This is a genomic window from Paenarthrobacter sp. NPDC018779, from assembly GCF_044391085.1.
In the GTDB taxonomy this organism is placed as follows: Bacteria; Actinomycetota; Actinomycetes; order Actinomycetales; family Micrococcaceae; genus Arthrobacter.
Window position 1 is genome coordinate 52,756 of record NZ_JBIRZS010000015.1, and the last position, 26,011, is coordinate 78,766.

General features: G+C 62.1%; 23 protein-coding genes and 1 pseudogene. 20 read left to right on the forward strand and 4 right to left on the reverse strand.

The genetic code is table 11. From position 1 onward, the window contains the following. Positions 1-102: 102 nt before the first annotated feature. Positions 103-240, reverse strand: coding sequence for a hypothetical protein (locus tag ACH488_RS15370; protein WP_397325425.1), 138 nt, complete (start codon positions 238-240; stop codon positions 103-105). 761 nt (positions 241-1,001) lie between these two features. Between ACH488_RS15370 and ACH488_RS15375 the strand changes: the two genes are divergently transcribed. The 15 genes and pseudogenes from ACH488_RS15375 (at position 1,002) to ACH488_RS15445 (ending at position 15,437) form a co-directional block, all read left to right on the forward strand. Continuing rightward, positions 1,002-1,331: a MarR family winged helix-turn-helix transcriptional regulator gene (locus ACH488_RS15375; protein WP_397325426.1), complete on the forward strand. Its 330-nt coding sequence runs from the start codon at positions 1,002-1,004 to the stop codon at positions 1,329-1,331. 227 nt (positions 1,332-1,558) lie between these two features. After that, positions 1,559-2,164, forward strand: a complete 606-nt coding sequence (locus tag ACH488_RS15380) for a TasA family protein (RefSeq protein ID WP_397325427.1) — start codon at positions 1,559-1,561, stop codon at positions 2,162-2,164. Positions 2,165-2,327: 163 nt separating this feature from the next. Beyond that, a complete protein-coding gene (locus ACH488_RS15385) occupies positions 2,328-2,822 on the forward strand; it encodes a hypothetical protein (protein WP_397325428.1) in 495 nt (164 codons plus the stop codon). 210 nt (positions 2,823-3,032) lie between these two features. Then, positions 3,033-3,500 (forward strand): hypothetical protein, encoded by a 468-nt coding sequence (locus ACH488_RS15390; protein ID WP_397325429.1) that lies wholly within the window; start codon positions 3,033-3,035, stop codon positions 3,498-3,500. Between the two features lie 212 nt (positions 3,501-3,712). After that, complete coding sequence (locus ACH488_RS15395; RefSeq protein WP_397325430.1) at positions 3,713-4,585, forward strand: AraC family transcriptional regulator; 873 nt, start codon at positions 3,713-3,715, stop codon at positions 4,583-4,585. Positions 4,586-4,721: 136 nt separating this feature from the next. Then, positions 4,722-5,789: an ABC transporter substrate-binding protein gene (locus ACH488_RS15400; RefSeq protein WP_397325431.1), complete on the forward strand. Its 1,068-nt coding sequence runs from the start codon at positions 4,722-4,724 to the stop codon at positions 5,787-5,789. Positions 5,790-5,830: 41 nt separating this feature from the next. Next, positions 5,831-6,856: pseudogene (locus ACH488_RS15405) on the forward strand (iron chelate uptake ABC transporter family permease subunit). Further along, positions 6,853-7,959: an iron chelate uptake ABC transporter family permease subunit gene (locus ACH488_RS15410; protein WP_397325432.1), complete on the forward strand. Its 1,107-nt coding sequence runs from the start codon at positions 6,853-6,855 to the stop codon at positions 7,957-7,959. The pseudogene ACH488_RS15405 and the gene ACH488_RS15410 overlap by 4 nt, the downstream one beginning before the upstream one ends. After that, positions 7,956-8,996, forward strand: coding sequence for a 4-hydroxy-2-oxovalerate aldolase (gene dmpG, locus ACH488_RS15415; protein WP_397325433.1), 1,041 nt, complete (start codon positions 7,956-7,958; stop codon positions 8,994-8,996). Before ACH488_RS15410 ends, dmpG begins: the two co-directional genes overlap by 4 nt. Positions 8,997-9,152: 156 nt before the next feature. Continuing rightward, complete coding sequence (locus ACH488_RS15420; RefSeq protein ID WP_397325434.1) at positions 9,153-10,838, forward strand: thiamine pyrophosphate-dependent enzyme; 1,686 nt, start codon at positions 9,153-9,155, stop codon at positions 10,836-10,838. Positions 10,839-10,894: 56 nt separating this feature from the next. Further along, positions 10,895-12,397 (forward strand): NAD-dependent succinate-semialdehyde dehydrogenase, encoded by a 1,503-nt coding sequence (locus ACH488_RS15425; RefSeq protein WP_397325435.1) that lies wholly within the window; start codon positions 10,895-10,897, stop codon positions 12,395-12,397. A 138-nt stretch (positions 12,398-12,535) separates the two neighbouring features. Further along, complete coding sequence (locus tag ACH488_RS15430; RefSeq protein ID WP_397325436.1) at positions 12,536-13,363, forward strand: fumarylacetoacetate hydrolase family protein; 828 nt, start codon at positions 12,536-12,538, stop codon at positions 13,361-13,363. Positions 13,364-13,477: 114 nt separating this feature from the next. Then, positions 13,478-14,524 carry an FUSC family protein gene (locus ACH488_RS15435; protein WP_397325437.1) on the forward strand — a complete coding sequence of 349 codons (1,047 nt, stop codon included), beginning with the start codon at positions 13,478-13,480 and terminating at the stop codon, positions 14,522-14,524. After that, positions 14,524-15,195: a TetR/AcrR family transcriptional regulator gene (locus ACH488_RS15440; RefSeq protein ID WP_397325438.1), complete on the forward strand. Its 672-nt coding sequence runs from the start codon at positions 14,524-14,526 to the stop codon at positions 15,193-15,195. Before ACH488_RS15435 ends, ACH488_RS15440 begins: the two co-directional genes overlap by 1 nt. Before the next feature lie 62 nt (positions 15,196-15,257). Further along, positions 15,258-15,437, forward strand: coding sequence for a hypothetical protein (locus ACH488_RS15445; protein ID WP_397325439.1), 180 nt, complete (start codon positions 15,258-15,260; stop codon positions 15,435-15,437). Positions 15,438-16,002: 565 nt separating this feature from the next. Here the strand turns inward: ACH488_RS15445 and ACH488_RS15450 are convergent. Continuing rightward, a complete protein-coding gene (locus tag ACH488_RS15450; protein WP_397325440.1) occupies positions 16,003-16,698 on the reverse strand; it encodes an SDR family NAD(P)-dependent oxidoreductase in 696 nt (231 codons plus the stop codon). A gap of 103 nt (positions 16,699-16,801) precedes the next feature. On the opposite strand from ACH488_RS15450, the gene ACH488_RS15455 reads away from it, so the two are divergent. Beyond that, complete coding sequence (locus ACH488_RS15455; RefSeq protein ID WP_397325441.1) at positions 16,802-17,680, forward strand: helix-turn-helix transcriptional regulator; 879 nt, start codon at positions 16,802-16,804, stop codon at positions 17,678-17,680. A 56-nt stretch (positions 17,681-17,736) separates the two neighbouring features. On the opposite strand, the gene ACH488_RS15460 is transcribed toward ACH488_RS15455, so the two are convergent. Continuing rightward, positions 17,737-19,767: a hypothetical protein gene (locus ACH488_RS15460; RefSeq protein ID WP_397325442.1), complete on the reverse strand. Its 2,031-nt coding sequence runs from the start codon at positions 19,765-19,767 to the stop codon at positions 17,737-17,739. Continuing rightward, positions 19,764-21,524: a glycoside hydrolase family 31 protein gene (locus tag ACH488_RS15465; protein WP_397325443.1), complete on the reverse strand. Its 1,761-nt coding sequence runs from the start codon at positions 21,522-21,524 to the stop codon at positions 19,764-19,766. Before ACH488_RS15465 ends, ACH488_RS15460 begins: the two co-directional genes overlap by 4 nt. 70 nt (positions 21,525-21,594) lie before the next feature. On the opposite strand from ACH488_RS15465, the gene ACH488_RS15470 reads away from it, so the two are divergent. The 4 genes from ACH488_RS15470 to ACH488_RS15485 all read left to right on the forward strand — a co-directional run bounded on the left by ACH488_RS15470 (position 21,595) and on the right by ACH488_RS15485 (position 25,999). Further along, complete coding sequence (locus ACH488_RS15470) at positions 21,595-22,638, forward strand: LacI family DNA-binding transcriptional regulator (RefSeq protein WP_397325444.1); 1,044 nt, start codon at positions 21,595-21,597, stop codon at positions 22,636-22,638. Between the two features lie 250 nt (positions 22,639-22,888). After that, on the forward strand, positions 22,889-24,130 hold the full coding sequence (locus ACH488_RS15475) for an ABC transporter substrate-binding protein (RefSeq protein ID WP_397325445.1): 1,242 nt from the start codon (positions 22,889-22,891) through the stop codon (positions 24,128-24,130). Positions 24,131-24,155: 25 nt separating this feature from the next. Continuing rightward, positions 24,156-25,169: a carbohydrate ABC transporter permease gene (locus ACH488_RS15480; protein WP_397325446.1), complete on the forward strand. Its 1,014-nt coding sequence runs from the start codon at positions 24,156-24,158 to the stop codon at positions 25,167-25,169. A 47-nt stretch (positions 25,170-25,216) separates the two neighbouring features. Further along, complete coding sequence (locus ACH488_RS15485) at positions 25,217-25,999, forward strand: carbohydrate ABC transporter permease (protein WP_397325447.1); 783 nt, start codon at positions 25,217-25,219, stop codon at positions 25,997-25,999. Positions 26,000-26,011: the final 12 nt, after the last annotated feature.

The following is a 26,011-nucleotide window of genomic DNA, read 5'->3' on the forward strand; positions in this document are numbered from 1 at the left end:
AGTCTACGGTCTCCTGGCGGGAGCAGGCAGATGCCGTTCGCTGACATGAAGACGAAGCCCCACCGCCCGGGCACCTCATGGCCGGGCAACGCCCCTGTCAGGTCAATCCGTGGATGCCAGAAGGTCGAGTACGAAGCGGGCCATATGTACACGTCCGGCCACGAGGGTGCGGAGTTCGTCGGAGTCGGGTTCTGACAGCCGCTGGGTGGCGACCGCTGAGAGTCCCGTAAAGAGGGCCATGGATGCCGCGTGTCCCCGACGCACTTGGGCCTCGGGGGTCTCGACGCCGGATTCGGCCTAGCCCTCGCAGTACGCTTAAGGCACAACGGTTCCGGCCGGTACAACTCTTCCCCGCTCATGGCACCCTGATTAACCAGGCCGGCCAGTAACTGGCCAAGGTCAAAACCGGCACAGGCCCCGCCGTACAGGCCCCAGTCGATGACAGTGAAGTCTGTGGACCCTTCGGGGCCGCCGGTGTCCCCGATCAGGAGGTTCTGTGGGCTGGCGTCTCCGTGCGCAGGCAGGGCCGGAAGGGCGATCATCTCTTCCATGAGCTCCGGAGCCCGGACGGTGAGCGAGCGCAGGCGGTCAATCAGTCGCGGATCCGCGACTTCGGCCACGGCTGGGATTTTCCAGAGGTCGTCGCCTTGAATACCCGGTATGAGCAGCATGGCGCCCACTCCTTTGAGGAAGAAGCGCATCTTGTCCGCGTCCCTTTCCCGGGAAAGCGCCGGCCCTCGGTCCTTGACCTCCGTGCTTCCCGCTAGCCTGCCGAGCAGGGTGGCCGCGTCCCGGAACCTCGCGTCATTCCATTCAGCGTCGGGGCTTTCGGAGACGTCCTCCATCCAGATCGCAGTACGCTGCCCGTCCGCCTCCACAATGCTGTAGACCTTGGGAAGCCGGCCGCCTGCAGGCATGGCATCCGCGAGTTCCGAGGCGTACACCTCCGCCTCTGTACGCCACGGGCCATCCCGGGTCTCCGGCCCTCCCACTACCGGGTGATGTCCCTGATCCCGCCGGAAGGAATCCGCCTGACCGAACTGGCCGAACGCGCCACCATCACCAAGGCCGGAATCGGCCAATTCATGAACTATCTGCAACGCGAGGGCTATGTTGGCTTTACTGGCGACCCGGCGGACAAGCGCGCCAAAATAGTGACCCTGACCCAGCAAGGCCAAGCGGCCGTGGACTTCTCGCTGCACATCATCGCCGCTACAGAAGAACGCTGGTCCGAGGCACTTGGCCCCGAACGCTACCGCGAACTACGCCAAGCATTGTTCGACATAGCAACCAGCCAAGGGGCAACGAGCCCCGACCCCGTTCAGCAGTAGGGTCCTGGGGCGCAAGCCGCAACCAAAAGCTTGTTCGTGGAGCGGTTATTGGGGCTGGTGGGGCTTGAGGAAGTCTTGAGGTTTTCCTGACGCGGTGCTGTGGGTTTGCAGCGTTCTGTCTTGAGGTGGGGCCGTCAGAGTATTTCTTGTCAGCCGGTAAGGGCTGGAAAACAAGGAAACGGCCGTCCGGGGAAACGGTGGCCACTTTGAAAAGGACACTGATTCACATGGCCATCAGCATCAAGACCACCTCCGGAAAGATCCTCGCCTCCGTCGCACTGGTCGGCACCGCAGCCGCCGTCGCCGGAATGGGCACCTACGGCGCCTTCACTTCCTCCACCTCCGCTTCGCAGGCCGTGACCGCCGGGACCGTGACCATCGCCCTGGGCACCGGGGCATCGAACACCCTGAACGTCCCGGTCGCGGGCCTGCTGCCCGGTGACAAGGTCGAAAAACTCGTCACCCTCGCCAACACCGGCAACTCGGACCTGAACAACGTCACCCTCACCACCTCCGCCGGCGCCACCGCCTCCCTGTTGACCACCGACACGACCAACGGTTTGCAGCTGACCATCGAGAACTGCTCCGTTCCGTGGACCGGGTCAGCCGCCCCCTACACCTGCGGCGGGACCAAGACCACCGTGCTGGCCTCCGCCCCGGTGATCGGCGCGAACAAGGTCCTGAACAACCTGACCTCCCTGACCTCGTCCAAAACTGACAACCTCAAGGTCACCACCGCGTTCCCGACCACCGCGGACAACACCTTCCAAGGCGCCACCTCCACCATCGCCTTCTCCTTCACCGGCACCCAACGCACCGAAACCACCAAGTAACCAGGGCGATTCCGGCCCTCACGCCCCGGGGGTCCGGCCTGTTTGCCCTTCCGGCCGGGCCTTGGGCCGTTTCTTGAGCAAGTCTTGAGGAAGTTCAGCACCTTGCCTTGATCCCCGCGGAACAGGGTGAAGGCACAAGGAACAGTTCCCCGAAGGAGGGGCCGTGAACGGCACTTCAGAACTTAGCCACCGCATCCGGGCCGCCCACGGCCCTGCCATGGATGAGGTGATGCGGGAACTTCACTTCAGTGCACCCGGGCCGTCCGGGATCCACACAGCCCGGCGACTGGGCCGGATCGGCCCCGTGCCCTCGGTGACCGGCCAGGGAACCAACCTCACAGTCGTGGCAGATCTTGAGGACGTGAGGCGGTTCAGCCCTTCCCCGGAAGTGAGTGGCTGTTGCGTGACCATTGGCATGGCAGGACACCGCCGTCAAACCGGCACCTTGACAACACTTGTCCCACAAGAGTGCGAGGCATGGGTGGAGGCAATCCTTGGGCATCAGTGGATGCCGCACGTGTACAGGGTGGAGTCACACCGGAAGGGCATGTACTACCGAGTGTTCCTTGATGACACCCAATCCCCAGTGAGCAAACCGGTCCAGGTCCCTGACGAGTCCGTCGAACTGCTGCACAGCCAGCAGCTCCGAAGCGTCTGAACCACCACGCCTACCGAGGTCACTCCTGCCCACCGGGTCCATGGCCCCGCTCGCTAGCCCGGGCCAGCCAACGGGATGGAAATTGCTCTCCATCCCTGAATGCTCGAAGGTTCTTGAGCGGACCTTGAGTGTTCACCCAGGTCTTTCCTGAGCCTCGCCGGACACACTGGAAGCGGATCACAAGAGCAGCACCCGGGGGACGGAAAACGCATGCACGGCAAAAGCATCATCTGGCAGATACCGGCCATCGTCCTCGCCGCAGCGTTCCTGATCCTGGGTGTGCAGCTTTCACCGGCCCACGCGAAGTTCAACGACACCGAAACCGCCGCCACGGCCGTCACCGCGGCCAGAATCCCCGCCCCCGCAGCGAACACGGTCACCGTCACCAAATCCTGTGACACTTTCCTCTGGTTCGGCCAAGTGAAGATCAGCGTCGGAACCTACGCCAACGTCGCGTTCGCGAACTACCACGAGCTGAAAATCATCGACCCGGACGGCGTCGTCCAGTTCACGGGCGACCTGAGCAAGACAGCCGGAAAGTCCTATAACTCCGGAGTCCAGAACGCCAGCAACCTCACGGGCACCTGGACCTACCAAATCCGCGGTTACTACAAAGTCCCCAACTCAACGAACTCCTGGACAGGCCAACCCCTCACCGGTACCCTCAGCTGCCCCTGACCCAACAGCACCCTGCCGCGACAGCTCAAAAGGCGGACTAAATACTTGGTCACGAGCTGTTCTCCCTCGGGATGCGGGCAAGGCTTTCACCCAATGAAGTCCAGCACAAGGCCACCGCGCATCGGAGGGTCACGACGCTGGGGTCATGCGGTAGGCGCGGGCCTCTCGCCCGGGCTGACTGCATCCCCCGAGGTAACTACTACAGTGGTTGTGTGACGGACCTGGGAGCCAGCCCGGTGCGCCTGTGGGGCGCCCCGGTCCTGAGGAGTACCCCACTCCTTGATCCAGGGGTGGCCCCTGCCTTGACGGAACCCATGGTTAAGGATGACTGGCTGCTGACGTCCCGTACGTTCTCCAGCGGTACCGACAATCAGTGGCCAACAGAGGCACACGTCGAACATGAACTGTTGTGGTCCACCACGGGCAACGTGACCGTGGAAGCGGCCGGCCAACTATGGCTCGTGCCGCCGGTCCTCGGCATTTGGATTCCTGCGGGAATGCCCCATCGGGTGCGCGCAAAACCCGGGGCGGTCACGTGCGCCACCTACATCAAGACCGGAGCCACAGAGCCCGGCGCGTGGGAGCGCATCTCCGGCGTCCCGCTGACACCGGCCTTGAAGGAAGTTCTCATGGTTAACCACCTGGAGCTGATGCCAGACCCGAAGAGGCTGCGCCTGCAACAGGTGGCCATCGACCTCGTCAAGCCAGCCCATACAGCAGCACTCGAAATGCCCGCCCCCAACGATCCCGCCCTTCGCCGGATCACCGACTTCATCCTGACCCATCCCGGAGATGACAGGACCGCCGCTGACTGGGCCTATTCCCTCAACATCAGCAGCCGCACGCTGATGCGCAGGTTCAAGGCTGATAGCGGGCTGAGCCTCACCCAGTGGCGGATCCTTGCCCGCGTCCGGGTGGCCCTGATCGATATTGGCGGCGGTGTACCAGTGGTCGCCGTAGCGCGTCGGCTGGGTTATGCCAACCCGAGTACCTTCATCGACCTGTTCCGCCAAGTAACCGGGCATACACCGGCGGCGTACTTCAGATCGTTTGGCGAGGGCGCCGAGGTGACGCAACTAACGTAGCTGTGTCACAAAAGCAGTACAGCATGGCGCCATACCCTGATGTCCCCGCCGGTAGCTTATTTAGGTAAGGCTCCCCTTACAGGAACACTGCCTCTGCGCCCAGAAGAGCGCGGGGGCTTTCTGCCGAAAGGACCCCATGACGCCGCACCTCGCGCGCCGCTCCCACCAGAGCAACAACTACCCCAAGAACCGTGGCTCCAACAGGACCGCCGCGGGCCGCCGTCCTCTGGCGGCCATTGCGGCCGCGACGCTGGCACTGCTCGTGCTTTCTGCCTGCGCACCGGCGTCGGCGGAGGATACCGAAACCAGCCAGAGTTGGACGTTCACCAATGACTTGGGCAGCGTTGAACTGCCGGGCACCATCAAACGCGTCGTCTCGGTGGACTTCTACACACCGGCCGCCTTGATCGACGCCGGCGTGACTCCAGTGGGCGTGGTGAACACCTACTTCACGGACACCGAAGGCAAAGCCATTCCGACGGCCTACACATCAGCTATCAAGAGCTCCGGCGCCGAATCCATTGGTGAGTACTACGAACTCAATGTCGAAGCCGTCGCCAAAGCCCAGCCCGATGTCATTCTGGCTACAGATGACTTCCTGCCCATGAACGATCCGCTCCGACCACAACTTGAGAAAATCGCCCCCATCGTGACTTTCACGGCGAGGGATGCCCTGAGCTGGAAGACCCGTTCCGACCAAGTCGCCGAAATCGTCAAGCACGTGGACACGCTCGAACCCATCCGGGAGAAGTACCTGGCCCGCCTCAACGAGGTCAAAGCAGAGCATAAGGACTTCCTCACGGACAAGACCATGGCCGTTTTCGTGCCTTCGCAGGAAGCCACCTGGGGCACTTACGCAAGCACACACTTCACCGGTGGCGTCTGGAGCGATCTAGGTGCAAGGTACCGCGAACAACAGAGCGACGAAATCAATCCTGCCGGTTTCCCAAACTGGTTCTCCTACGAAGAACTTGGCCGGATCAACAACGCTGACGTGCTGTTCTATCAAGCGAAGGACGACCCACGGACCACCCTCGCGGACAACGTGATCTGGCAAAACCTGAACGCTGTGAAAAGCGGCCTGGTTTTCCCGAACATTGACCGTTCGGCAACTGGATCCTACGGTTGGGCGCTGGAAAACCTCAACGACATTGATGCGTTGTTGGACGGGGTCGAGGCGGTAAAGAGCGGCTCGTCCTCGTGACCTCAGTCGTCAAAGCGGCCACGGCCACCCCAGCGGTGTCCGTGGCTGCCGGCCCCGCTGGCCTTGCCAAGGCCAATGCCACCCGGGCCACCGGATTCCTTGCCTGCCTCGCCATTCTGGCGCTGTGCGTCCTGGCCAGTCTGGCTGTGGGAGCCAAGAGTCTTCCCGTCAGCACAGTCTGGGACGCGTTGTTTACAGGAGATGGATCCGAGGCCGGCTTCATAGTCCGGGAACTTCGCATGCCCCGAACCATGTTGGCAGTTCTTGTGGGAGCAGCCCTCGGTGTCGCGGGGGCACTCATCCAGGCCCTGACAAGAAACCCCCTGGCAGATCCCGGGATCCTTGGCGTCAACGCCGGCGCGGGCTTCGCCGTCACCATCGGCGTGGCGTTCTTTGGCACCAGCTCGATCACCAACTACCTCTGGCTCTCGTTTGCTGGTGCAATCCTGGTCACCGTCACGGTCTACGCGCTCGGCTCCGTGAGGCGCGCCGGGCCAACGCCGATCCGACTGACCCTTGTTGGTGTAGCTGTGGGCGCACTGCTGGGCGGCATATCGTCCGGCGTCACCTTCCTCAATCCGAGCGCCTTTGATTCCATGCGGTTTTGGGCGGCTGGCTCCTTGGCGGGCCGGGGCTGGGACATCCTGACCGCCGTCGTGCCTTTCATCGTTGCGGGCCTGTGCCTCGCCATGCTCGCGTCCCGGCCACTGAACGCCATCGCGTTGGGCGAGGACCTGGCACGGGCGGTCGGGGCGCACATTGTGCAAACAAGGGCGATCGTCATCATTGCCGTGACGTTGCTTGCCGGTGCAGCCACTGCGGCCGTGGGGCCCATAGGATTCGTGGGGCTCATGGTCCCGCACGTTGTCCGGTAGTTTGTCGGCCCTGACCAGCGCTGGATCATCCCCTATACGATCATCTGCGCACCCATCCTCCTGACACTTTCCGACGTTGCAGGACGAGTGGTTCTGGCGCCCCAGGAGCTCGAAGTCGGAATAGTGACAGCCTTCATCGGCGCGCCCGTTCTCATCCTCCTGGCCCGCGGCAGGAAAGTGAGCGCGCTGTGAGCAACCTCCGGGCATCCCCGACCGCAACCGTGGACTTCGGCCGCCGCGTGATCAGGACCAGGACCCGGCTATGGTCCCTGCGCCTGGATCTTCGCACCGTCGTCGTCCTGGTGATCTGCCTGGCCCTGGCTGCAGTGCTTTTGCTCCTGGCCCTGGCCACCGGTACCTACGTGATCCCCCTGGACGATGTCCTCCGCACTTTGACTGGGAACGGCAAAGGCGGAACCACCATGGTGATCCTCGAATGGCGACTGCCACGTGCCCTGCTGGCAATACTCTTTGGAGCGGCCCTGGGAATATCGGGAGCCATCTTCCAATCGCTCACCCGCAATCCCCTTTGCTCCCCGGACATCATCGGCTTCGCTTCGGGCTCATATACCGGCGCGCTGATAAGTATGTTGCTGGTGGGCGGCGGCTATTACCAGGTAGCGGCAGGTTCACTCGTGGGAGGCATTCTGACAGCACTCCTCGTTTACGTGCTTGCTTACCGCCGCGGCAACCACGGCTTCCGCCTGATCATTGTGGGTATTGGAGTGTCAGCCATGCTCGGGGCCTTCAACACGTGGCTCATGCTCAAAGCCAGCCTGGAAGACTCCATCCGCGCGGCCATCTGGGGCGCCGGCTCACTGAATGCCCTCAGCAATGACCAGCTGATTCCCGTCCTCTGCATCGTGGCCATCCTCATACCTCTCGCGGTCACCATCGAGCCACCACTACGTCAACTGGAGTTGGGCGACGACGCAGCACGCGCCCTGGGCTCGAACCCCAACCGGGTCCGGCTGTGGGTGGTGGACCGGCTGGATGAGGCTGGACGGGCCGCGGTCGAGGAATCCGTAGCCCAGATGGTCGGATCAGTGGCCGAATACGTGCCGGGATGCCGGCTTAAGCAAAGCGTCCAGTTCCAGGACGAAGGGACCGACGTCGAGGCCCTTATCCCCGAGGAGCGCCGCACAGGAAGCTACACACGCGTCAGCGTCTTCCTGGAGGTGGAAGGGGCGGCCCATTACCTGCCGTCCTACGCCGGCAACCTGGACATCATGACCTCGGCCGCGCTGCGCGTCGCCGAACGCCTGGTCACCGCACGAGAGGGAGCAACCCGATGAGCAGCCCCAACGATACGAATCCCGCCAAGGTCTTCCTTCAGGACGTGACCCTCAGGGACGGCATGCACGCCGTCCGGCACCGGATCTCCATCGATAACACACGAAAGATTGCCGCTGCCCTGGACGCCGCGGGCGTTGACGCGATCGAGGTCTCCCACGGCGACGGCCTCGCAGGCAGCAGCCTCACGTACGGCCCCGGGAGCCACACCGACTGGGAATGGATCGAGGCAGCAGCAGACGTCGTGAAGAACGCACGCCTGACGACCCTGATCCTGCCCGGAATCGGCACGGTCAAGGAACTCAAGCACGCCTACGACCTGGGCGTCCGATCAGTTCGCGTCGCCACCCACTGCACCGAAGCAGACGTCTCCGCCCAGCACATCAGCACGGCGCGGGAAATCGGCATGGATGTCTCCGGGTTCCTGATGATGTCCCACATGATCCCCGCTGAGGAACTCGTCAAGCAGGCCCTGTTGATGGAGTCCTACGGCGCTAACTGCGTTTACGTCACCGACTCCGGTGGAGGCCTCACCATGGATGGGGTCCGATCAAGGGTCAAGGCATACCGGCAAGCCCTCAGGCCCGAAACCGAGATCGGCATCCACGCCCACCAGAACCTGTCCCTGGCCGTGGCGAACTCAGTGGTCGCCGTCGAAGAGGGCGCCTACCGGGTGGACGCCTCCTTGGCAGGGCACGGCGCCGGAGCCGGCAACACCCCGATCGAACCCTTCGCCGCGGTTGCCACCCTACAAGGCTGGGAGCATGGGACCGACCTTTTTGCCCTTCAGGACGCAGCCGACGAACTGGTCCGCCCGCTGCACGACCGACCCGTGCAGGTGGACCGGCAAACACTCACGCTGGGCTACGCCGGTGTCTACTCCAGCTTCCTTCGCCACGCCGAGCGGGCAGCCGACACCTACGGCCTGGACGCCAGAGACATCCTCGTCGAAGTAGGCCGTCGAAAGCTGATCGGGGGCCAGGAAGACATGATTGCCGACGTCGCCCTCGACCTGATCAAGTCAGTAGCACACGGCTAACCACGCACATGAGCCCGCAGGCACCCGGTGCCTGCGGGCTCGCCGTACCTCCGATACCCCCTTCCCCGACAGGAAAGCAATGACGCTCCCTTCTCCCCCGTGCCCCGCCCGGCTTCCCTCTGCCGCCCGCGCAGCGACCAACAGGAAGGCCGCACGATGACTGAAGCACTGCTGCAAAACGCTCTGAACATTCAGGTTGCCCCGGAAACTGGCAGGAAGTCGGCCGGGCACGTCATTGTCGATACCTTGGTCGCCCACGGCATCAGACGAACCCACGTCGTGCCCGGCGAGAGCTTCTTGGACGTCTTGGACGGCCTCCATGACTCGCCAATTGAGACGATTGTCTGCCGTCACGAGGGCGGGGCAACGTACATGGCCGAAGCTGACGGCAAAATGAACCAGCTGCCGGGTATAGCGATGGTGACCCGGGGCCCTGGTGCGGCTAATGCCCACGTGGGTCTGCACACGGCGTGGCAGGACTCGACCCCGATGGTGCTGTTCGTCGGGCTGATTCCCTTCGCACACCGGGACCGCGAGGCGTTCCAGGAGTTCGATATCAAGGCATGGTTCGACACCGGGGCCAAACGCGTGATGGTTCTCGATCACGCTGAAAGGGCATCGGAGATCGTGGCGGAAGCGCTTTTCGCGGCCATGAGCGGCCGGCCCGGCCCGGTTGTAGTTGGCTTGCCGGAGGACGTGATCCGGCAGCAGATCCCCGCAGAACTCCACCCGCCGATTCCTGTCGCTACCGGCGGCATGACAACGGTCGATTCTGAGGCCCTGGCGCAGGCATTGGCCGCGTCCAGCAAGCCGCTCTTCGTGACCGGCGGCAATGACTGGACACAGGAATGCGCGGACCAGCTCACACGCTGGCTGGAAAAGCATCAAATCCCCGCAGCTGCCGAATGGCGGACCGAAGGCACCGTCCCCTTCGATTCCCCCTCCTATGTTGGACCGATCGGCTACGGACGGCCCCGCCCCACATATGACCTGCTCGAGGAAACCGACCTGCTTGTTTTCGTGGGCACCGTCCCAGGGGATGTCATCACCGACGGATTCCTCTGTCGGCAGGACTGGAACAAGAAGAACTTCCTGGTCACCATCGACCCGTCGCTCCGGGGTCGTTCCGGCCCTGTCTCCTATCAGATCGTTGCCAAGCCCGATGTGTTCGTGCGGGACCTGGCCAAGATCGAGCTCCTGGTCAAGAGCGAATGGCAGACGTGGACAGCGAGGATGCGCGGGGAACAGGAAGCTTTCGCCGCCCTCCCGCCAGCAGCGCCCAGCGAAGGCCAGGCCCGCATGGACACCCTGATGGCAAATCTTGTCCCCACGCTTCCGGCGGACGCGATGGTCACTCTTGGGGCCGGCGAGCATACCAACTGGGCCCACCGTTATTTCCCAACGCAGCGGTATGCGTCGATGATCAGCGCGCGCAACGGCTCCATGGGGTACTCGGTTCCTTCCGCAATCGCTGCCTCACTGGAGTACCCGGGCAGGCGTGTGGTCACCATCGCCGGCGACGGCGAATTCCTCATGAACGGTCAGGAACTGGCCACGGCAGCCCAGTACGGGGCAACTCCCTTGGTGATCGTGATGGACAACCAGGAGTACGGCACCATCCGCACGCACCAGGAACGGCACTACCCCGACCGGGTCTCGGGAACGCAGCTCAAAAACCCGGAGTTCGCTCTGATGGCACAGGCCTTCGGCGGCTTCGGCATCAAAGTCGAACGCGACGCCGATATTCCGGACGCCATCACCGCCGCACTCAGAGCCATAGACGAGGACAAGGTGTTCGCACTCATCCACCTCGTCGTCGAACAACGAGTCAAGGCCTACTAGAGGCGCACCTCCGGTGTTTCAGCCTCTCGAAAACCCTACCTTTGAAGGATTTCCTTATGACTGTTTCTGAGCTGTCCCCTGCTGTCCCGCGTGAGCGGGAGACTTCCCTCCTGGCGTCCGTGCCCACCGGCTTGCTGATTGACGGCAAGTGGCGGGAAGCGTCCGACGGCGGCACGTTCGATGTGCATGATCCCGCCACCGGGCAGGTGCTCGCTACCCTCGCCTCGGCCACGAGCGAGGACGCTATCGCTGCCCTGGACGCGGCCGACAGGGCACAGGCCAGTTGGGCGCGGACCGCGCCCCGGGTGCGGGCCGAGATCCTCCGCCGCGCCTTCGATCTTGTCACCGAACGTGCCGAGGACTTCGCGCTGCTGATGACCCTGGAGATGGGTAAACCCTTGGCCGAAGCACGGGGCGAGGTCACGTATGGGGCTGAGTTTCTGCGCTGGTTCTCTGAGGAAACCGTCCGCGACTACGGCCGCTACCTCACCACCCCCGAGGGCAAGAACAAGATCCTCGTCCAGCACAAACCCGTCGGGCCGTGCCTGCTGATCACCCCCTGGAACTTCCCACTGGCCATGGCCACCCGCAAGGTCGCCCCCGCGGTCGCCGCGGGCTGCACCATGGTCCTCAAACCGGCCAAGCTCACGCCACTGACCGCGCAGTACTTCGCGCAGACCATGCTCGACGCCGGCCTGCCCGCCGGGGTGCTTAACGTCGTCTCCTCCGCCTCAGCGTCCGGCATTTCCGGGCCGCTGCTGAAGGACTCCCGGCTGCGGAAGGTCTCCTTCACCGGCTCCACCCCGGTGGGCAAGCGTCTGATGGCCGACGCGGCCCAGAACGTGCTGCGGACCTCGATGGAGCTCGGCGGCAACGACCCGTTCATCGTGTTCGAGGACGCCGACCTCGACGCCGCCGTCGAAGGTGCCATGGCGGCGAAGATGCGGAACATGGGCGAGGCCTGCACCGCTGCCAACCGTTTCCTCGTCCACGCGTCTGTCGCACAGGAGTTCACGCGCAAATTCGCCGCGGCGATGGGCGCGCTGACCACTGGCCGCGGGACCGATCCGGACACCAAGGTCGGACCCCTGATCGATGGTGGCGCCCGCGACGACGTCCACGCCCTGGTCACCGCGGCGGTCGACGCCGGAGCGGTTGCACTCACCGGCGGTGCACCGGTGGACGGGCCCGGTTACTTTTACCAGCCCACCGTCCTCGCCGACGTGCCCAACGGTGCCGCGATCCTGGGCCAGGAAATCTTCGGCCCCGTCGCCCCCATCACCACCTTCACCACCGAAGAAGAAGCCATCAAACTCGCCAACGCCTCCGAGTACGGCCTCGCGTCCTACCTTTACTCCCGCGATTTCAACAGGCTCCTGCGCGTCGCCGAGCAGATCGAGTTCGGCATGGTCGGCTTCAACGCCGGCGTCATCTCCAACGCAGCCGCCCCTTTCGGCGGCGTCAAACACTCAGGACTTGGCCGGGAAGGCGGCTCCGAAGGCATCGCCGAATACACCACTACCCAATACATCGGCATCAGCGACCCCTACACGGCGTGAACAGGCATGGGAGCTGCAACCGCTTGGGCGCCGAATGCGGCTACCTCGGCTGAGTGCCTGAGAACTATCTAGCCAGGGTCACTCCCAAGGACCCTGACGCTTTTCGCACCCCACCTAGTTTGAAGGACGCAGCTAGCAATGAAACTACTCACCCTCCGCCTTGGTAACGGCGTCACCACCGCGGTCCGGCAGGACGGCGGCACCCTGACGGAGATTCCCGGCTTTTCTGATGTCGGGGCCCTGCTGAAAGACCCCAACTGGGAGACCACGGCGAAGACAGCTGGGGGCACAACGCACCCCTATAACGGCGCCGATCTCGCCGCCGTAGTGCCGTACCCGGGCAAGATCATCTGCGTGGGCCACAACTACCGCAACCACATAGAAGAGATGGGGCATGATGTTCCGGCGTACCCCACGCTGTTCGCGAAGTACGCCGAATCCCTGACCGGTCCGAACGACGACCTGGGGCTGCCGCAGGAGTCCGACACCGTGGACTGGGAAGCCGAACTCGCCGTCGTGATCGGCAGGACCGGCCGCCGGATCCCCGAATCCGAGGCAGCAGACCACATCGCCGGATACGCCGTACTCAACGACGTCTCCATGCGCGACTACCAGTTCCGCACCATCCAGTGGCTGCAGGGCAAGACCTGGGAGAAGTCCACCCCGTTCGGACCCGCCCTGGTCACCAAGGACGAATTCACCCCCGGCCCGCTGATGACCTCGGCCGTGGACGGCGAAGTCCAGCAGTCCACCCCCACCTCGGATCTGGTGTTCACCCCCGAATTCCTGGTCTCCTACATTTCCACGATCATCACGCTGAACCCGGGCGACGTGATCGCCACCGGCACCCCCGGCGGCGTGGGCCACGCACAGAACCCCAAGCGCTGCCTCCAGGAGGGCCAGGTCCTGGTGACCACCATCGAGGGCCTGGGCCAGCTGACCAGCCGCGTGATCAAGGAAGCCTGACCGGCGAGGTAGCACGGTCCGGGGACTGGCCTTTGCAACGCACCGGGAGCCCTCTTTCGTTGGGCCCTGACCTTCACGCAGGAAACTAATAGTACGATGCCGTACTATTAGTACGTGAAGGCTGATATCTTCCCCCATCCCCGGGGCTTACTCCATGTCGGACCCCATGCCGATGCGCACCATCCGGCGCTGCGACTGTTCGTATCCGCCGGCGTACCTACGGCCATCCTCGTTATGCTCGGCCGCATGGATTTGGTTCCTTACGCGCTGCTGACATCGGTGGCGGCGGTGTACGGGCGGCGAAGTCCAGCAAGGCGACGATTACGGATGCAGGTTGAAGTCGCCCTTCTTCAGGTTCTACTGGTCCTACTCGGCGCTTGGCTTTCGCAAGTTCACACCAAAGCGGCAATTGTCCTGTTGGTCACAGCGGCCGCCGCGGGGCTGACAACATTGATCTCCGACATTAGGCAATGGATGCCGCCCGGAGCCCTGTTTCCCACTTTCGCGTTGGCGGTCACCGCGTTCGCGCCGTCTCCTGCTGGTGGCGTTCCTGTCATAGCGGGTGTCGGTGCAGTATCTATGTTGGTGACAATTGTCGTGACGCTGGCATGGTCCGCACCTACGCTGGCCTCTACTTATCGTACGGGGGCACCAGCACGGAAAGAGCCGGTCGGGAGCAACAGAATGCCGTTGTCCCTCAGCTTTGTCCATGCTGGCATGTGCGCCTTGGCTGGCGGCTTGGCTGGCCTCATCGCGTTGGCAGTGGGACTGTCGCACCCGTACTGGGCAGTCGTGTCGGCTGTAGTCCCGGTTTTCGGACTATCGACGCATACACAGTTGCTGCGTGCCGGCCACCGGCTAATCGGAACTATCATCGGATTGGTGACATCCGCTTTGCTATTCCTGATCCCCTGGTCGGACCTCGGACTGCTTATCGTGCTAGGGCTTCTAATGGTCGGTACCGAGTTGACTGTAGCCCGCAATTATTCGATCGCGCTGGCCTTCGTTACCCCGATGACCATCGGCTTTGCCGTTCTCGGCGGTTCGGGACCCCTGTCTGGGCTCCTATTCGCCCGCGTGGTCGAGACGGCAATCGGCCTAGGAATCGTCGTTGTGCTGATTTTGATGACGCGTAGATTTCGGGACAGGGTGGAGCGCTGATGCGTACTCCAGTCTCATCGGAGATCCCGCGACCGGGGCGGGGTAGGCCGCGGGCACAGCGTGCCCACGAAGTCGAACAGCGGATCCTTGAGGCCGCAGGCGAACTCTTCCTCGCTCAGGGGTATCCCCGTACGACGTACGAGCAGCTCGTCGAGAAAGCAAACGTAAGTAAGACGACGCTGTACACGCGGTTTCCTGTCAAATCCGAACTATTCGGCGCGTTCGTCCGGCGAAGTGTTGCAAACTTTCGTGCACGCGTCGCGATCGAATTTGCCGTGGGAACACCCGAAGAGTGTCTCATTGACTTGGCGGTTCAGCTCGCTGACGCGACCCTTACCGGTCCTAGTATGGCTTTGATGCGGGTTACCGCTGCGGAAGCGGAATCATTTCCCGAGCTTGCCCGCGAAGGATTTCGAATCGGGTTCAATGAAAGCGTTAAAAGCATCACCAGCTGCCTGGTGGGCTTAGCCTTGTTTTCCAACACAGAATCTGCTCGACCATGGGCCGAACGATTCGTGGAAACCGCACTTCACCCTCTCTACATGCACGCGCTGTTCGGGGAAGAGCTCGGCGGACTAAGGGCCAGAGCGCGACACGATATCCCCCAATTAGCCGCGATCCTCATGGCTGAGCTGGCAAAAGACAACGTCGACACCTCGCATAAAAACTAGGGCTCCGCAGCGGTCCGATATGGTCATTGACAACTCCACCGGCGACGGCGTCACGGGGGAACATGATTAAGGAATACGACACCGGGGAGCTGCGCATCGACTCCATTAAACGGATGAAAGGCCTGGAAGCGCCGCTGGTGGAGATGGCCACCTTCGACGCCGAAACATTCGTCATCAACGGCCACGGCTGGGAACTGCGGGGTGACAAGCCGGCTACCGAGTCTCTGGCAACAGCCGAGTGAAGTTCTTGGGAAGTCAACGCCACGAAGGCTACCAATGGTCAATTTGACCTACGCCCCATCCTGACAATAGAGCCTTCTGACCTAGGAGACTTGCCTGCGAATGGGTTTCCCCCGGCGTTCCTTACAAGTCATGATGCATTCCTGTTGCAGTGCGCCCACGTAAAAGTTCTGTTTATAAGGCCGCCCCGACTGTCCGCCGGTGTTCCGAAGCATGATTTCTTCCGTCCAGGTTGTCAGGATGGAATCTAGGACCGTCATCAGCAGACGTCACTGAAATGGCTTTCGACCTATCCTGACGGCGGATGGATTTCTGTACGTGGCTCTTTCTGCCTCGGTTGGCCAAGCTGCAGCACAGCTAACGTCTTTCTACGAGCACAACATCAATGAAGTTGAACGCTCTTGGAGGGCACCTTCCGGCACACAATATCCAGGATCCATAAGGAGCAGATCCGGCTTCCTCGGTAGATGGATCGCGGTCTATTGGTTAAGGACGCACCCGGTAGCGCAGCGCGCTACCGGGCGTGGGCGGTAAGTAGTTTGCTGCCGCCGGGATTCGGGACTTGTTCTACCAGGCCATTTCACCGAGGCGGTCGCGGAATGTTCCGGTTGGACCGTCGGCTCCGATGGTAGCCAGTTGGACGATGGCGTCTGTACCCTCGGTCACTGTCTGTGGTCCGCTGTGCCCGTTGAAATCGGTTGCGGTATAGCCCGGGTCGGCCGCGTTGATCTTGATGTCAGTCCAGGCCTTTGCGTATTGCGTCGTCAGCATGGTCACGGCGGCTTTCGAAGAGGTGTAGAGCGGAGCGACGGGCTTGGATTCGACGCGCGCGGGGTCATGGGTTGCGGCAAAGGACCCCATGCCGCTGGACACGTTGACTATGACCGGGTTTTCCGAGTTCCGCAGCAAGGGCAGGAAAGCATTCGTTACCCGGACGATCCCCACGACGTTGACTCCGAACACCGCGCTGGCATCGGCGGCCGTGAGATGGTCGGCAGGGACATGCGGTTCGTAGATGCCTGCGTTGTTGATCAGGACGTCGATGTGCCCCTCGCGGGCTGCGATGTTGTCTGCTGCCGTAGCCACTGACACGTCGTCCGTCACGTCAATTGGCACGAATCGTGCCCCGAGCGCTTCGGCAGCTGCCTTGCCGCGTTCTGGATCACGGGCACCGACCAAGACAGTATGGCCAAGTTCGATTAAGCGGCGGGCGGTCTCGTACCCAAGGGATTTGTTGGCTCCTGTGATGAATGTTGTTGTCATGCATCAAAGTCTCTGTTGCCGGCGGAGTGACAACCAGCACCCGCAGCGACCGTAGGACTGCCAGTACCATGCAGAGCCACTTTTCAAGGGACATACTGTTGAAGTGAACGAGACCTTCGGAAGAGCACTGCACCGCTGGCGCGACCGCCTCTCACCCGTCGATGTCGGGCGGGCGGCCCTGCCCGGACGACGGGCAGTAGGACTGCGGCGCGAGGAACTTGCCGAGCTTGCAGGACTGTCGGTCGATTACGTGGTGCGGCTGGAACAGGGTCGCTCTACAAGCCCGTCCGCGCAGGTCGTCGCGAGTCTCGCGAGGGTACTGCAACTTTCACCGGCAGAGCGCGAACATGCCTACCGGTTGGCAGGCCTCCTGCCGCCACAGGCGGGAAGAATTTCTACACATGTTCCAGCGGGGATTCAGCGGATGCTCGCTCGGCTCGGGGAGTTTCCTGCCGGCGTATTCAGCGCGGACTGGACTTTACTGTCATGGACTCCCGCCTGGGCAGTGCTGCTGGGCGACCCCAGCGAACGGTCGGGGGTCGAGCGGAACCTTGTGCGGTCGGTGTTTGCCGAAATGGGCCCGAGACTCTCGGCCTGGCCCGTCGATCTGGAGGACGGCTCTCTGAGCTCCGCCCTCGTGGCCGATTTGCGGACGGCACTGGTCGACTACCCCCGTGACCAGGGGCTGCTCGACCTCGTCGCCGACATGCGCTCCACCAGCGCCGAGTTCCGTCGGTTGTGGAGCGAGGGCGCGGTCGGTCATCACGTCTCAGCCCGAAAAACGATCGTGCACCCGCAGGTCGGTGAGGTGACGTGCGACTGCGACGTACTTACCGTCCCCGGCAGCGATATCCGGCTCGTCGTATACACTGTGGCCGCAGGATCCCCAGATGCGGAGAAACTTGAGTTCCTACGGGTCACAAATGGGGTCCCCATCAACGGCTCATCGTCTTCCGGGCCGGGCCGTCCCGCCGTTCAGTGACACTTCGCGCCTCACTGTCGAAGCCCTCGTTGGCGCGCCGGGCGGTCCTCAGTCCGTCAGGATGAGGTTTGGACACGGGACTGGGTGATGACTTTGACTTCTTGAGGGCCTTGGTACCGGGAACGGTCGTGCAGCAGGGTGTGTCCGGCAGGAACGTGCACGGTGGTCTGCTCCGGGGTAGCGATTACTGTAATTTCCCCTCCTGGGACGGGCGTGATGCTTGCGGCCCATCCGAGGTTACCGAGGTGGGGCCGGACTTCGAACGTTGACCAGCCAGGTCCTACCGGTCTGATGCCGCATACAATTTCGGGGAGCAGCCGCGCGGGGCCTCCGGCCCAGGCATGGCAGAGGCTTTTGCCGAACGGCCGCCCGTACATCTCGTAGATCCCTGCGCCGTCCTCGTGGAACTCTTCCCAGAATGTGGTGGCACCGGCGTCGAGCATGCTTCCCCATAATGCTCGGATGGCTTCCACGGCAGCACCCTGATTGCCGCTGCGCGCCAGGGCATCGAGGGCGAAGGCGGTGATGAACGGGGTTCGGGTTCGTGGCCCATCGCGAAGAGCCTGGGAAACACCGGAGGTGTCTGTTCCTCCCATGATGCCTGAGGCTAATGCGAAGAGATTGGGGTACGGGAAATCGCTGGGTGATGAATCCAGGTACTCACGCCAACTCTTGGAGCTATCGTCCCAGGCGGTGTCGAACAGTGTGGCGCGAAGCCGTTTCGCCAAGGCTTCCCATGTACCCGCTCCAGGGTGACCGGTCACACGGAGAACCGATGCGGCACTGTCCAATGCCCAGTACCAGAGGAGCTGGAGTGCGGAGTTGTCCCGTTCAGGGTCCACTTGGACCTGCCAGTCAATGAAGATGGGTTTGGCATAGGCGTCGTCGCCGGGCTGGGGTCTGAGCACTCCCCTGTCATCGGCTTCGTTTGCCAGTTTGGCGGTGAAGGCGTGGATGTGGTCTGCGTGAGCCCGCAGGTACTTTGTGGCGTCGAAGTAGCGGGCGTAGGCGGCGGTGCAGATAAGCCACCACAGCGAGTAGTCAACAATGCCGTTGATATAACCGGACCGGTTCTGACCGAGCGCGACCAGTCCACGTTCGATGATCTTTGGGTCTCCGAAGGCGTGCGCGAAGCCGAGGACACCGAGAGCCAGGTCACCCATCCAGGGCATCCTGTCGCGTTTAATGCCGTCCACGATCATGCCTTGCGCGCACTGACGCAGGGTATAGGCGCTAGTGACCCAGATGTCTGTCAGCCGCTGGTCAGAACACGCGAAGGAGCCCCGCCGGTTCACTGGGTAAGTCCTGGCCTCAACTATCACTTCCGTGGCTGTCGTGTCCCTGACGGAGAGATAACGCAGGCCGAGTTCATGTACGGATTCCCAGCATCCGTCTGCACGGATCCGCACCTCGTGATGCTGTTCCTCGCTGTGGCCGGCGGCCGCTTCTTCCCGGGACTCCCCGCCGAAAATCCGGGGTTTTTCGTCACTCGTGATCACAACCCTTCCCAACACTTCGGCGGGCACGACCCAAAGCCCGCTTTGCTGTGTCATGCGCAGTTCGTGGATGGGATTGCGCAACTCATGGGGCGGGGTTGACGTTGTTCCCAACGCTGTCCCTGCTGGCACCAAGCCCGCGGCACCGTCAACTGCTTCGACAAACACAGGACTGCCTTCAATCACCGTAAATCCGGCTGGAACGCCGGGGCCCGCTTCCAGGCCCAAGGTCCAGACGCCGGTGGCGGCGGGTTCGACGGCTGCCAGCCCCCCGGTGCCGAGTTTGATGGTCGCACCCTCGGTCCGGGTTATCCGGCCGGTCGTGCGAATGAGCAAGTTACCGGCGGTCCCGGCTATCCGAAACCTCGCGGAGGATTGAAGGGCACCGTAATTTGCTGCGAACTCGACGTCGCAGGCGGCTGCAAAACCTTCGCGAACCAGGCGGTGGAGTAAGCCGAGCTCCCATTGGCCCGGGAGGGCATACCAAGTCTGGTCTGCAATTTCCTTATGAGGGACGTCCGGAAGCGGGTCGTAGGTGTGTGCCCTCACGATGGCCGCAACGTCGTGGCTGCTCTGTGGGATTGCTGTCATTTGCTTGTGGTGGTGCCGCGGGTGAATCGTGGGATCCTCAGCAAAGGCCCGCCCTCGCTAACGGTGGCGGGGCCGGCGATGACTTCCCCCAGGTCCGAGTGCCAGGTCCCTTCCGGAAGTACCACTTGGCGGGTTCGCGCTCCGCGTTCGGTGATCGGGGCGGCGATGATGTCGGGGCCGAGGAAGAACTGATCGGTAATGTCATCACATCCGGGCGCGTGATAGGACATGGGCCGGATTACGGGCTCTCCTGTGATGGCGGCTTCATTGACCAGTTGGAGGATGGTGGGCAACAGTACCGCCCGCACTTCCATCGCTGCCTGGACCGCTTCCAGGTATTCACCCTGGAGCACTCGAGCCGGAGACACAGAGAATTGCATCATGGGCGACAACGCCGCGATCTGTGCATATCGGACGAAGAACTCCTGATCTACACCCGCCTGCCGGGTCATAGCCTCAATTTCTCCGCCCCCGATCATGTCGGGGCAGGTAAAGGGGTGCCCGATCATGCCTTGGGCCAGCATTTCCGGGATCAGCGATCCGATTCCTTCGGAACTCCAAGCCGGCGGTTTGTCCTGGAGCCGCTGACCGAGGGGCTGTCCGCCCATGCGCCAGCATGCCCGGTATTCGTTGAAGCGGTAACGCAGGCCGATACGGGACCAACGTTCACACATTTCTACGGGTTCGGCGGGGAAATGGGTTATATCGTTGGCGCGGTAGTCGCGGATATCTCCCCCGTCGAACTTGAACCCATCCACGCCCATGCGGTCGACCAAATCGTCGAGTTGGTTCGTCAACCAATTCACTGCTTCGGGGTGGGTGAGGTCCAACAATGCGCTCAGGCCGTTCCACCACCGGCGGACCGCGGTTTTGCCATCGCTGCTGCGGATCAGCAACCCCTTCTTTTCAAGGTGGCGGAACGCTGCGGAATCAGGACTGACGAAAGGTACAAGCCAGAGCATCACCGAACAACCCCAGCTATGGAGTGTGGAGGTCATGGCAGCCGGGTCCGGGAAACGTGCCTCGTCGAAGTACCAGGTGCCGTAGTCCGGAGCCCACGAATCGTCAATAATCACCACGCCAGGGGGCATGCCGGAGTCAAGGAGTGTACGGACGTAGCGCAGCACAGACTCTTGAGTCGGTTTGTAGGGCTGCTCGATCCAGCTGTTGTATTGCGGCCCGGCAAAGAGTTCGGTAGCCGGCGCCGAACCGGACGCCGGAAAAAACTCCCGGGAGGCGGCCAGGAACGCCTCCCGCAGCGAATTTCCGCTTTGCCGGACGACGAGATTGCTTCCTTCAACGGTCAGGCGGCCATGGTTGATGGAGAAGGTGAAGGGGCTATCGGACCACACGAGGCGCCCATGGGTGGATAACAGCAGGGGGGCACTTTGGCTCGACGGCCTGGCATCCTCGCGTCCGTAACCATCGGGCATTCCCAAATTTCTGACGAAGGACCGGTCTCCAAAGGGCATCACCACTCCGTCACCAGCGGAACCACCCCACCATCGTTCTCCCTCGCCGATGTCCAGCACAAGGCGATCTTGAGCCTCGCGGTCAGTGACCGGTGAGACGGCGGAATAAGTAGTCATCTGGAACCTCATCGTCAAGGGGGCGTAGAGCGCAATTGCCACGGAAAGAATCGCGGGGACCGTCGATCCAGGCGCCTTCACAATGAAAGAGGGCGGCTGCAAAAGCCGAAGATCGATACGTATCAGTCGCGTCGTATCGACTATAGGCCTGGTTTTCCCTTCAGGCAATACCTGCTTACTCGTCGAACCCTTCTCGGCTCCGGCACGTATGAGCCGCCGGAGCCGGTACTGTTCCCTTATGGCAAGAGATACTCGCAGTGGCAAGGCGCCCACCAGTCGCGACGTGGCAGCGCTGGCGGGAGTTGCGCAAAGCACTGTTTCCTACGTCATCAATGGCCGCCAGGTTGCTCCAGAGACGCGGGCGCGGGTTGAAGAGGCAATGCGCAAGCTCCGCTACCAGCCAAACGCCGGCGCAAGGACTCTTCGAACCTCCAAAACGAACGTCATAGCACTCGTCGTCCACCTCGGGCCTGAGGACGACGCGGTCGAGACTGTGCCCTACATCGACACCGTGATCGCGGAAGCGAGACGCCACGACTATGACGTCATCCTCAGCACCTTGCATGAAGGCCCGGAAGGGCTGATCAGGCTGGCGAGAAGATCAATCTGCGATGGATTTCTCTTGATGGACGTACAGGAGTATGACGAAAGGGTCATCACAGCATCGGACCTGGACCTCCCCGTCGTACTCGTCGGTCGCCCGGTTGAGGCGCGCGGCCTGGATGTGGTCGACTTTGATACCAGAAAAACAGCGCACCTCCTGGTGGACGAACTGGCGGCAACGGGCCACCGTCACGTCGCCGTGCACGACGAACCGCCAGGCAACGCCGGCGTGTACCGCTTCCTTGACGACTTCTACACCGGCCTGCGCGAGCGTGCGGATCGGCACGGCATGGAGCTCTCGATCATTCCGCTTGAGGACGACAGCTGGAACAGCATCGCCCAGACCGCCGACCCATTGCTTGACCATTGCCACGACCGGCTTGGCATCATCGCGCGTACCCCGCGAATCACCCAATCGATAGTGCAGCTACTCCAGTCACGCGGCCTCGTTCCGGGCGAGGACGTTTCCCTGGTGAGCCGTTGCACCGATGAAATGGCAACCTCCTTCCCCAGGCCCCTGACCAACGTCTCTCCGCAGCCACGCAAGCTAACGACTCTGGCCATGCAGTTCTTGTTCGACCGCCTCGCGGGCAGCGAGGAACCTGCCCGCCTGCAGCTTGTCGAACCCGAATCGGTAACTCGGCGGGCTACGACCGTGAACTACACGCGCAGGTCCTAAAGCCAGGTCCTCTTCGCGGGCACCATCGCCGGTCAGGTGCGGCACCGGAGGAAAAACATTCCGGACTCCACTTGTGGTGTCACTTTTGTTGTGCCAAGGTTTCCATACGTATCGATCAATACGTATCGAACTGCGCTGGTTTTGGGCTTCCTGGCCTTCCCCCGCGCTTTGAACTTACCGATTCTTCGCTTGCTCCGGCACAAGAGCCTGCCTGCAGCAGCACCTACAAAAACTCGACGAGGAGGCAATCATGAAGGCACACCGGGCTGTGGCAGCTGTTATAGCTGCCACCGCGCTGATGGCTTCGCTAAGCGCCTGCGGCAGCAGCGCCGGAAGTAATGGCGACAAGACCACAATCAGCTACTTTTCCTGGCAGAACCAGGCATCCATCCAACCTCTGGTGGACAAATTTGAGGAGGAGAACCCGGACATCAACGTCGATGTCAGTGCGGCGTCAGGGGGGCCAACAGAGTATGCGCAGACACTGATGACCCGCATCGCCGGCAACCAGGCACCGGATGTGTTTCACATGTCAATTGAAACCCGCAACGAGGTCATGGGGGCCGGGTACGCACGTGACCTGACGCACGAGTCCTTTATGGAAGGGCTCGATCCTACGGCGGCCTCTCTCTACACCAGGGACGGCAAGGTGTACGGCATGGCCCCGACAGCCTGGGCGGGCGTCATCGTTTATAACAAGGATCTGTTGAAAAAGGCCGGCTATGACAGCGTGCCGACGACGCTGACGGAATTCATCAAGCTCGGTAAGGCGCTCAAAGAACATGACGTGATCCCCTATATGGAGGATACGAGTGGCGTTTCCGGATCCTTCAGTCCAATGCTTGGCGGCCTCTACGCGGCCCAGGGCCAGAACGGCAAAGATCCGGTCTTAAGCGGCGAAAAGACGTTCGCTCAAGAATGGACTCCGGTCATCGAACAGTGGCAGCAACTCGTGACGCAGGGCGTTCTGCCGGCTACGGCGGTCGGGGTCAGTGGAGCACAGATTAAGGAACAGTTCATGACGGGTCAGGTGGCGATGTTCCGCTCCGGGCCGTGGGACTTCAAGGATCTGAACGCATCCGGCATTGACTTCGCCGCGGCGCCCTTCCCCGGCGTAGACGGTGGTGAGCCGTTCGTTGGAGGCGGCCCCGACTCTCCGTATGTCATCAGTTCCAAGATCGACGGCGCAAAACTGGCCGCTGGGCAAAAATTCCTGTCCTTCATCAACAGCGCGGAAGGGCTGCAGCTGGCCCAGGACAACATGAACCAGGTGTCGACATCCTCGAAGTACGACTCCAAGGTTGCACCTCAATTGCAGGAGGTCTACAGGGACTACATCAAGAACGGCAAGTACTACTGGGTCAACTGGCCCAAAGCCGGAACGGTCATGGGCCAGGAAGTCACCTCACAGTGGCAGCTGCTCATTCAGGGCAAGGCGACGCCCAAGAGCGTTGCTGAAGCCCTCGATGCCAAGTGGAACGCCCAAAAGTAGATCACAACCGCCGGGGCATTCCACCATGGAGTCCCCGGCGGCCTCAACCATCGATCCCGCTCAAAGGAACACCACCGGCATGGCAAATACACTTCAAAAAGCGTTGCCGCGCAACCTGACGTCGGCACGCGGGCCCCTCCCCCGTAGGCAGGGTCGGATACGGGGAAGGCGGGACGCGGCAGCCTCTTCGGTGTTCCTGCTGCCGGTCGCCGCTGTCTTCGTTGTGCTGTACGCGATCCCGTTGGCCCAGACCATCTATTACTCATTCACCGACTTCAACGGCCTGAGACCGGAAGTGAACATGGTCGGATGGGCGAACTATGCCAGCGTGTTCACCAACCCGTCACTGATCACGGGACTCGGATTCACGCTTCTTTTCACTGCTGTGTCAACGGTCCTCATCACGGCATTTGCTGTTCCCCTTGCCGTGGCCTTGAACAAAAAATTCTTCGGACGCACCCTGTCACGCTCAATCTTCTTCTTCGTCGGAGTCCCATCACTGGTCATTATCGGCCTGGTCTGGCAATTCATCTTCTCCCCGCTCAGAACCGGGGCACTAAACTCTGTCCTGCGCTGGTTTGGACTCGATGCGGTCCCATGGTTGGCCGACTCCGACCTGGCACGGTTCTGCGTCATATTCGTTGGTCTCTGGGCCCACGTCGGCTGGCACGCCACCCTCTATCTGGCCTACCTCCAGTCGATCCCCGGTGACCTCTATGAACAGGCGCAACTCGACGGAGCCAATGGTCGGCAGCAGTTCTGGCACATCACACTGCCTGAGCTGGTCCCAGCCATCGTCGTGTCCTCCTTTCTGCTGATGACCAGCGGGCTGAAGGTATTCGACCTTCCATTCGCGATGACGAAGGGCGGTCCGGGATATTCCACGAACACGATCACCCAATCGATTCTCGTCGAAGGGCTGTCCCAGTCAGACTACGGACTCGGCTCCGCCCTCGCCGTACTGTTCACACTTGCATGCCTCACCATCATCCTGCTGCAGCTTCTGGCTGCCCGCGCCCTTACCCGGAGGTTCGAATGAGCACCAGGACCCGCCAGAGACAGCGGTATGCCATCCGTTCAATCGTCATGCTCACCCTGACCGCCTTCATGGCCATCCCGCTCTACTACATCGTCGTCAGCGCCTTCAAGATGCCGATCGACATGGCTCAATCCCCCCTCGGACTGCCCAAAAACTGGACGCTGCAAAACTTTGCCACCGTCTTTGCCACCAGCAACGTGCCGCGCGCCTTCGCGAACACGCTCATCGTCACCGTCGCAGGCGTCTTCTTCCAAGTCGCCATCGGGTCGCTCGCCGCATACGGGATGATTCTGCACAAAGGCCGGCTGACGGCGGCGGTCGGAACCGTTCTGCTGGTCGCCTTCTGCATTCCGATGCAATCAACACTGATCCCGCTGTACCGCATGGAAGCAGCACTCGGCCTCGTCAACTCCCTTGCCGGGCTGGTCCTGATCTATCTGGGAGGGGCCGTTTTCTGCTACTTCCTCATCGTCGGCTATATGCGCAAACTACCCCTTGATGTGCTTGAGGCGGCCCGCATCGACGGAGCAGGGCCCTTCCGGATCTACCGCTCCATCGTGCTCCCGCTCATCACCCCAATCCTCACCACCGTAGTCGTCTTCCAGACCCTGGCCACGTGGAACGACTTCCTCTGGCCAAACGTGCTTCTGTCCTCCACGGAAAACCGCACGATTGTCCTTCAGGTTTACAACGCGGTCGGGCAGTTCACCACCAACTGGCCGCAATTCATGGCTGTGACTGTCATCGCACTCGTTCCGGTCACCATCTTCTTCCTCTTCTGCCAGCGCTGGATCGTGGCAGGCTTAGCGGCCGGGTCCGTGAAGGGATGAACGATGGGCAAG

Coding starts and splice junctions, on each gene's coding strand:
- ACH488_RS15370 (WP_397325425.1), bottom strand. CDS start 240: ATGGCCCTCTTTACGGGACTCTCAGCGGTCGCCACCCAGCGGCTGTCA.
- ACH488_RS15375 (WP_397325426.1), top strand. CDS start 1,002: ATGTCCCTGATCCCGCCGGAAGGAATCCGCCTGACCGAACTGGCCGAA.
- ACH488_RS15380 (WP_397325427.1), top strand. CDS start 1,559: ATGGCCATCAGCATCAAGACCACCTCCGGAAAGATCCTCGCCTCCGTC.
- ACH488_RS15390 (WP_397325429.1), top strand. CDS start 3,033: ATGCACGGCAAAAGCATCATCTGGCAGATACCGGCCATCGTCCTCGCC.
- ACH488_RS15400 (WP_397325431.1), top strand. CDS start 4,722: ATGACGCCGCACCTCGCGCGCCGCTCCCACCAGAGCAACAACTACCCC.
- dmpG (WP_397325433.1), top strand. CDS start 7,956: ATGAGCAGCCCCAACGATACGAATCCCGCCAAGGTCTTCCTTCAGGAC.
- ACH488_RS15420 (WP_397325434.1), top strand. CDS start 9,153: ATGACTGAAGCACTGCTGCAAAACGCTCTGAACATTCAGGTTGCCCCG.
- ACH488_RS15425 (WP_397325435.1), top strand. CDS start 10,895: ATGACTGTTTCTGAGCTGTCCCCTGCTGTCCCGCGTGAGCGGGAGACT.
- ACH488_RS15430 (WP_397325436.1), top strand. CDS start 12,536: ATGAAACTACTCACCCTCCGCCTTGGTAACGGCGTCACCACCGCGGTC.
- ACH488_RS15440 (WP_397325438.1), top strand. CDS start 14,524: ATGCGTACTCCAGTCTCATCGGAGATCCCGCGACCGGGGCGGGGTAGG.
- ACH488_RS15445 (WP_397325439.1), top strand. CDS start 15,258: ATGATTAAGGAATACGACACCGGGGAGCTGCGCATCGACTCCATTAAA.
- ACH488_RS15450 (WP_397325440.1), bottom strand. CDS start 16,698: ATGACAACAACATTCATCACAGGAGCCAACAAATCCCTTGGGTACGAG.
- ACH488_RS15460 (WP_397325442.1), bottom strand. CDS start 19,767: ATGACAGCAATCCCACAGAGCAGCCACGACGTTGCGGCCATCGTGAGG.
- ACH488_RS15470 (WP_397325444.1), top strand. CDS start 21,595: ATGGCAAGAGATACTCGCAGTGGCAAGGCGCCCACCAGTCGCGACGTG.
- ACH488_RS15475 (WP_397325445.1), top strand. CDS start 22,889: ATGAAGGCACACCGGGCTGTGGCAGCTGTTATAGCTGCCACCGCGCTG.
- ACH488_RS15480 (WP_397325446.1), top strand. CDS start 24,156: ATGGAGTCCCCGGCGGCCTCAACCATCGATCCCGCTCAAAGGAACACC.
- ACH488_RS15485 (WP_397325447.1), top strand. CDS start 25,217: ATGCTCACCCTGACCGCCTTCATGGCCATCCCGCTCTACTACATCGTC.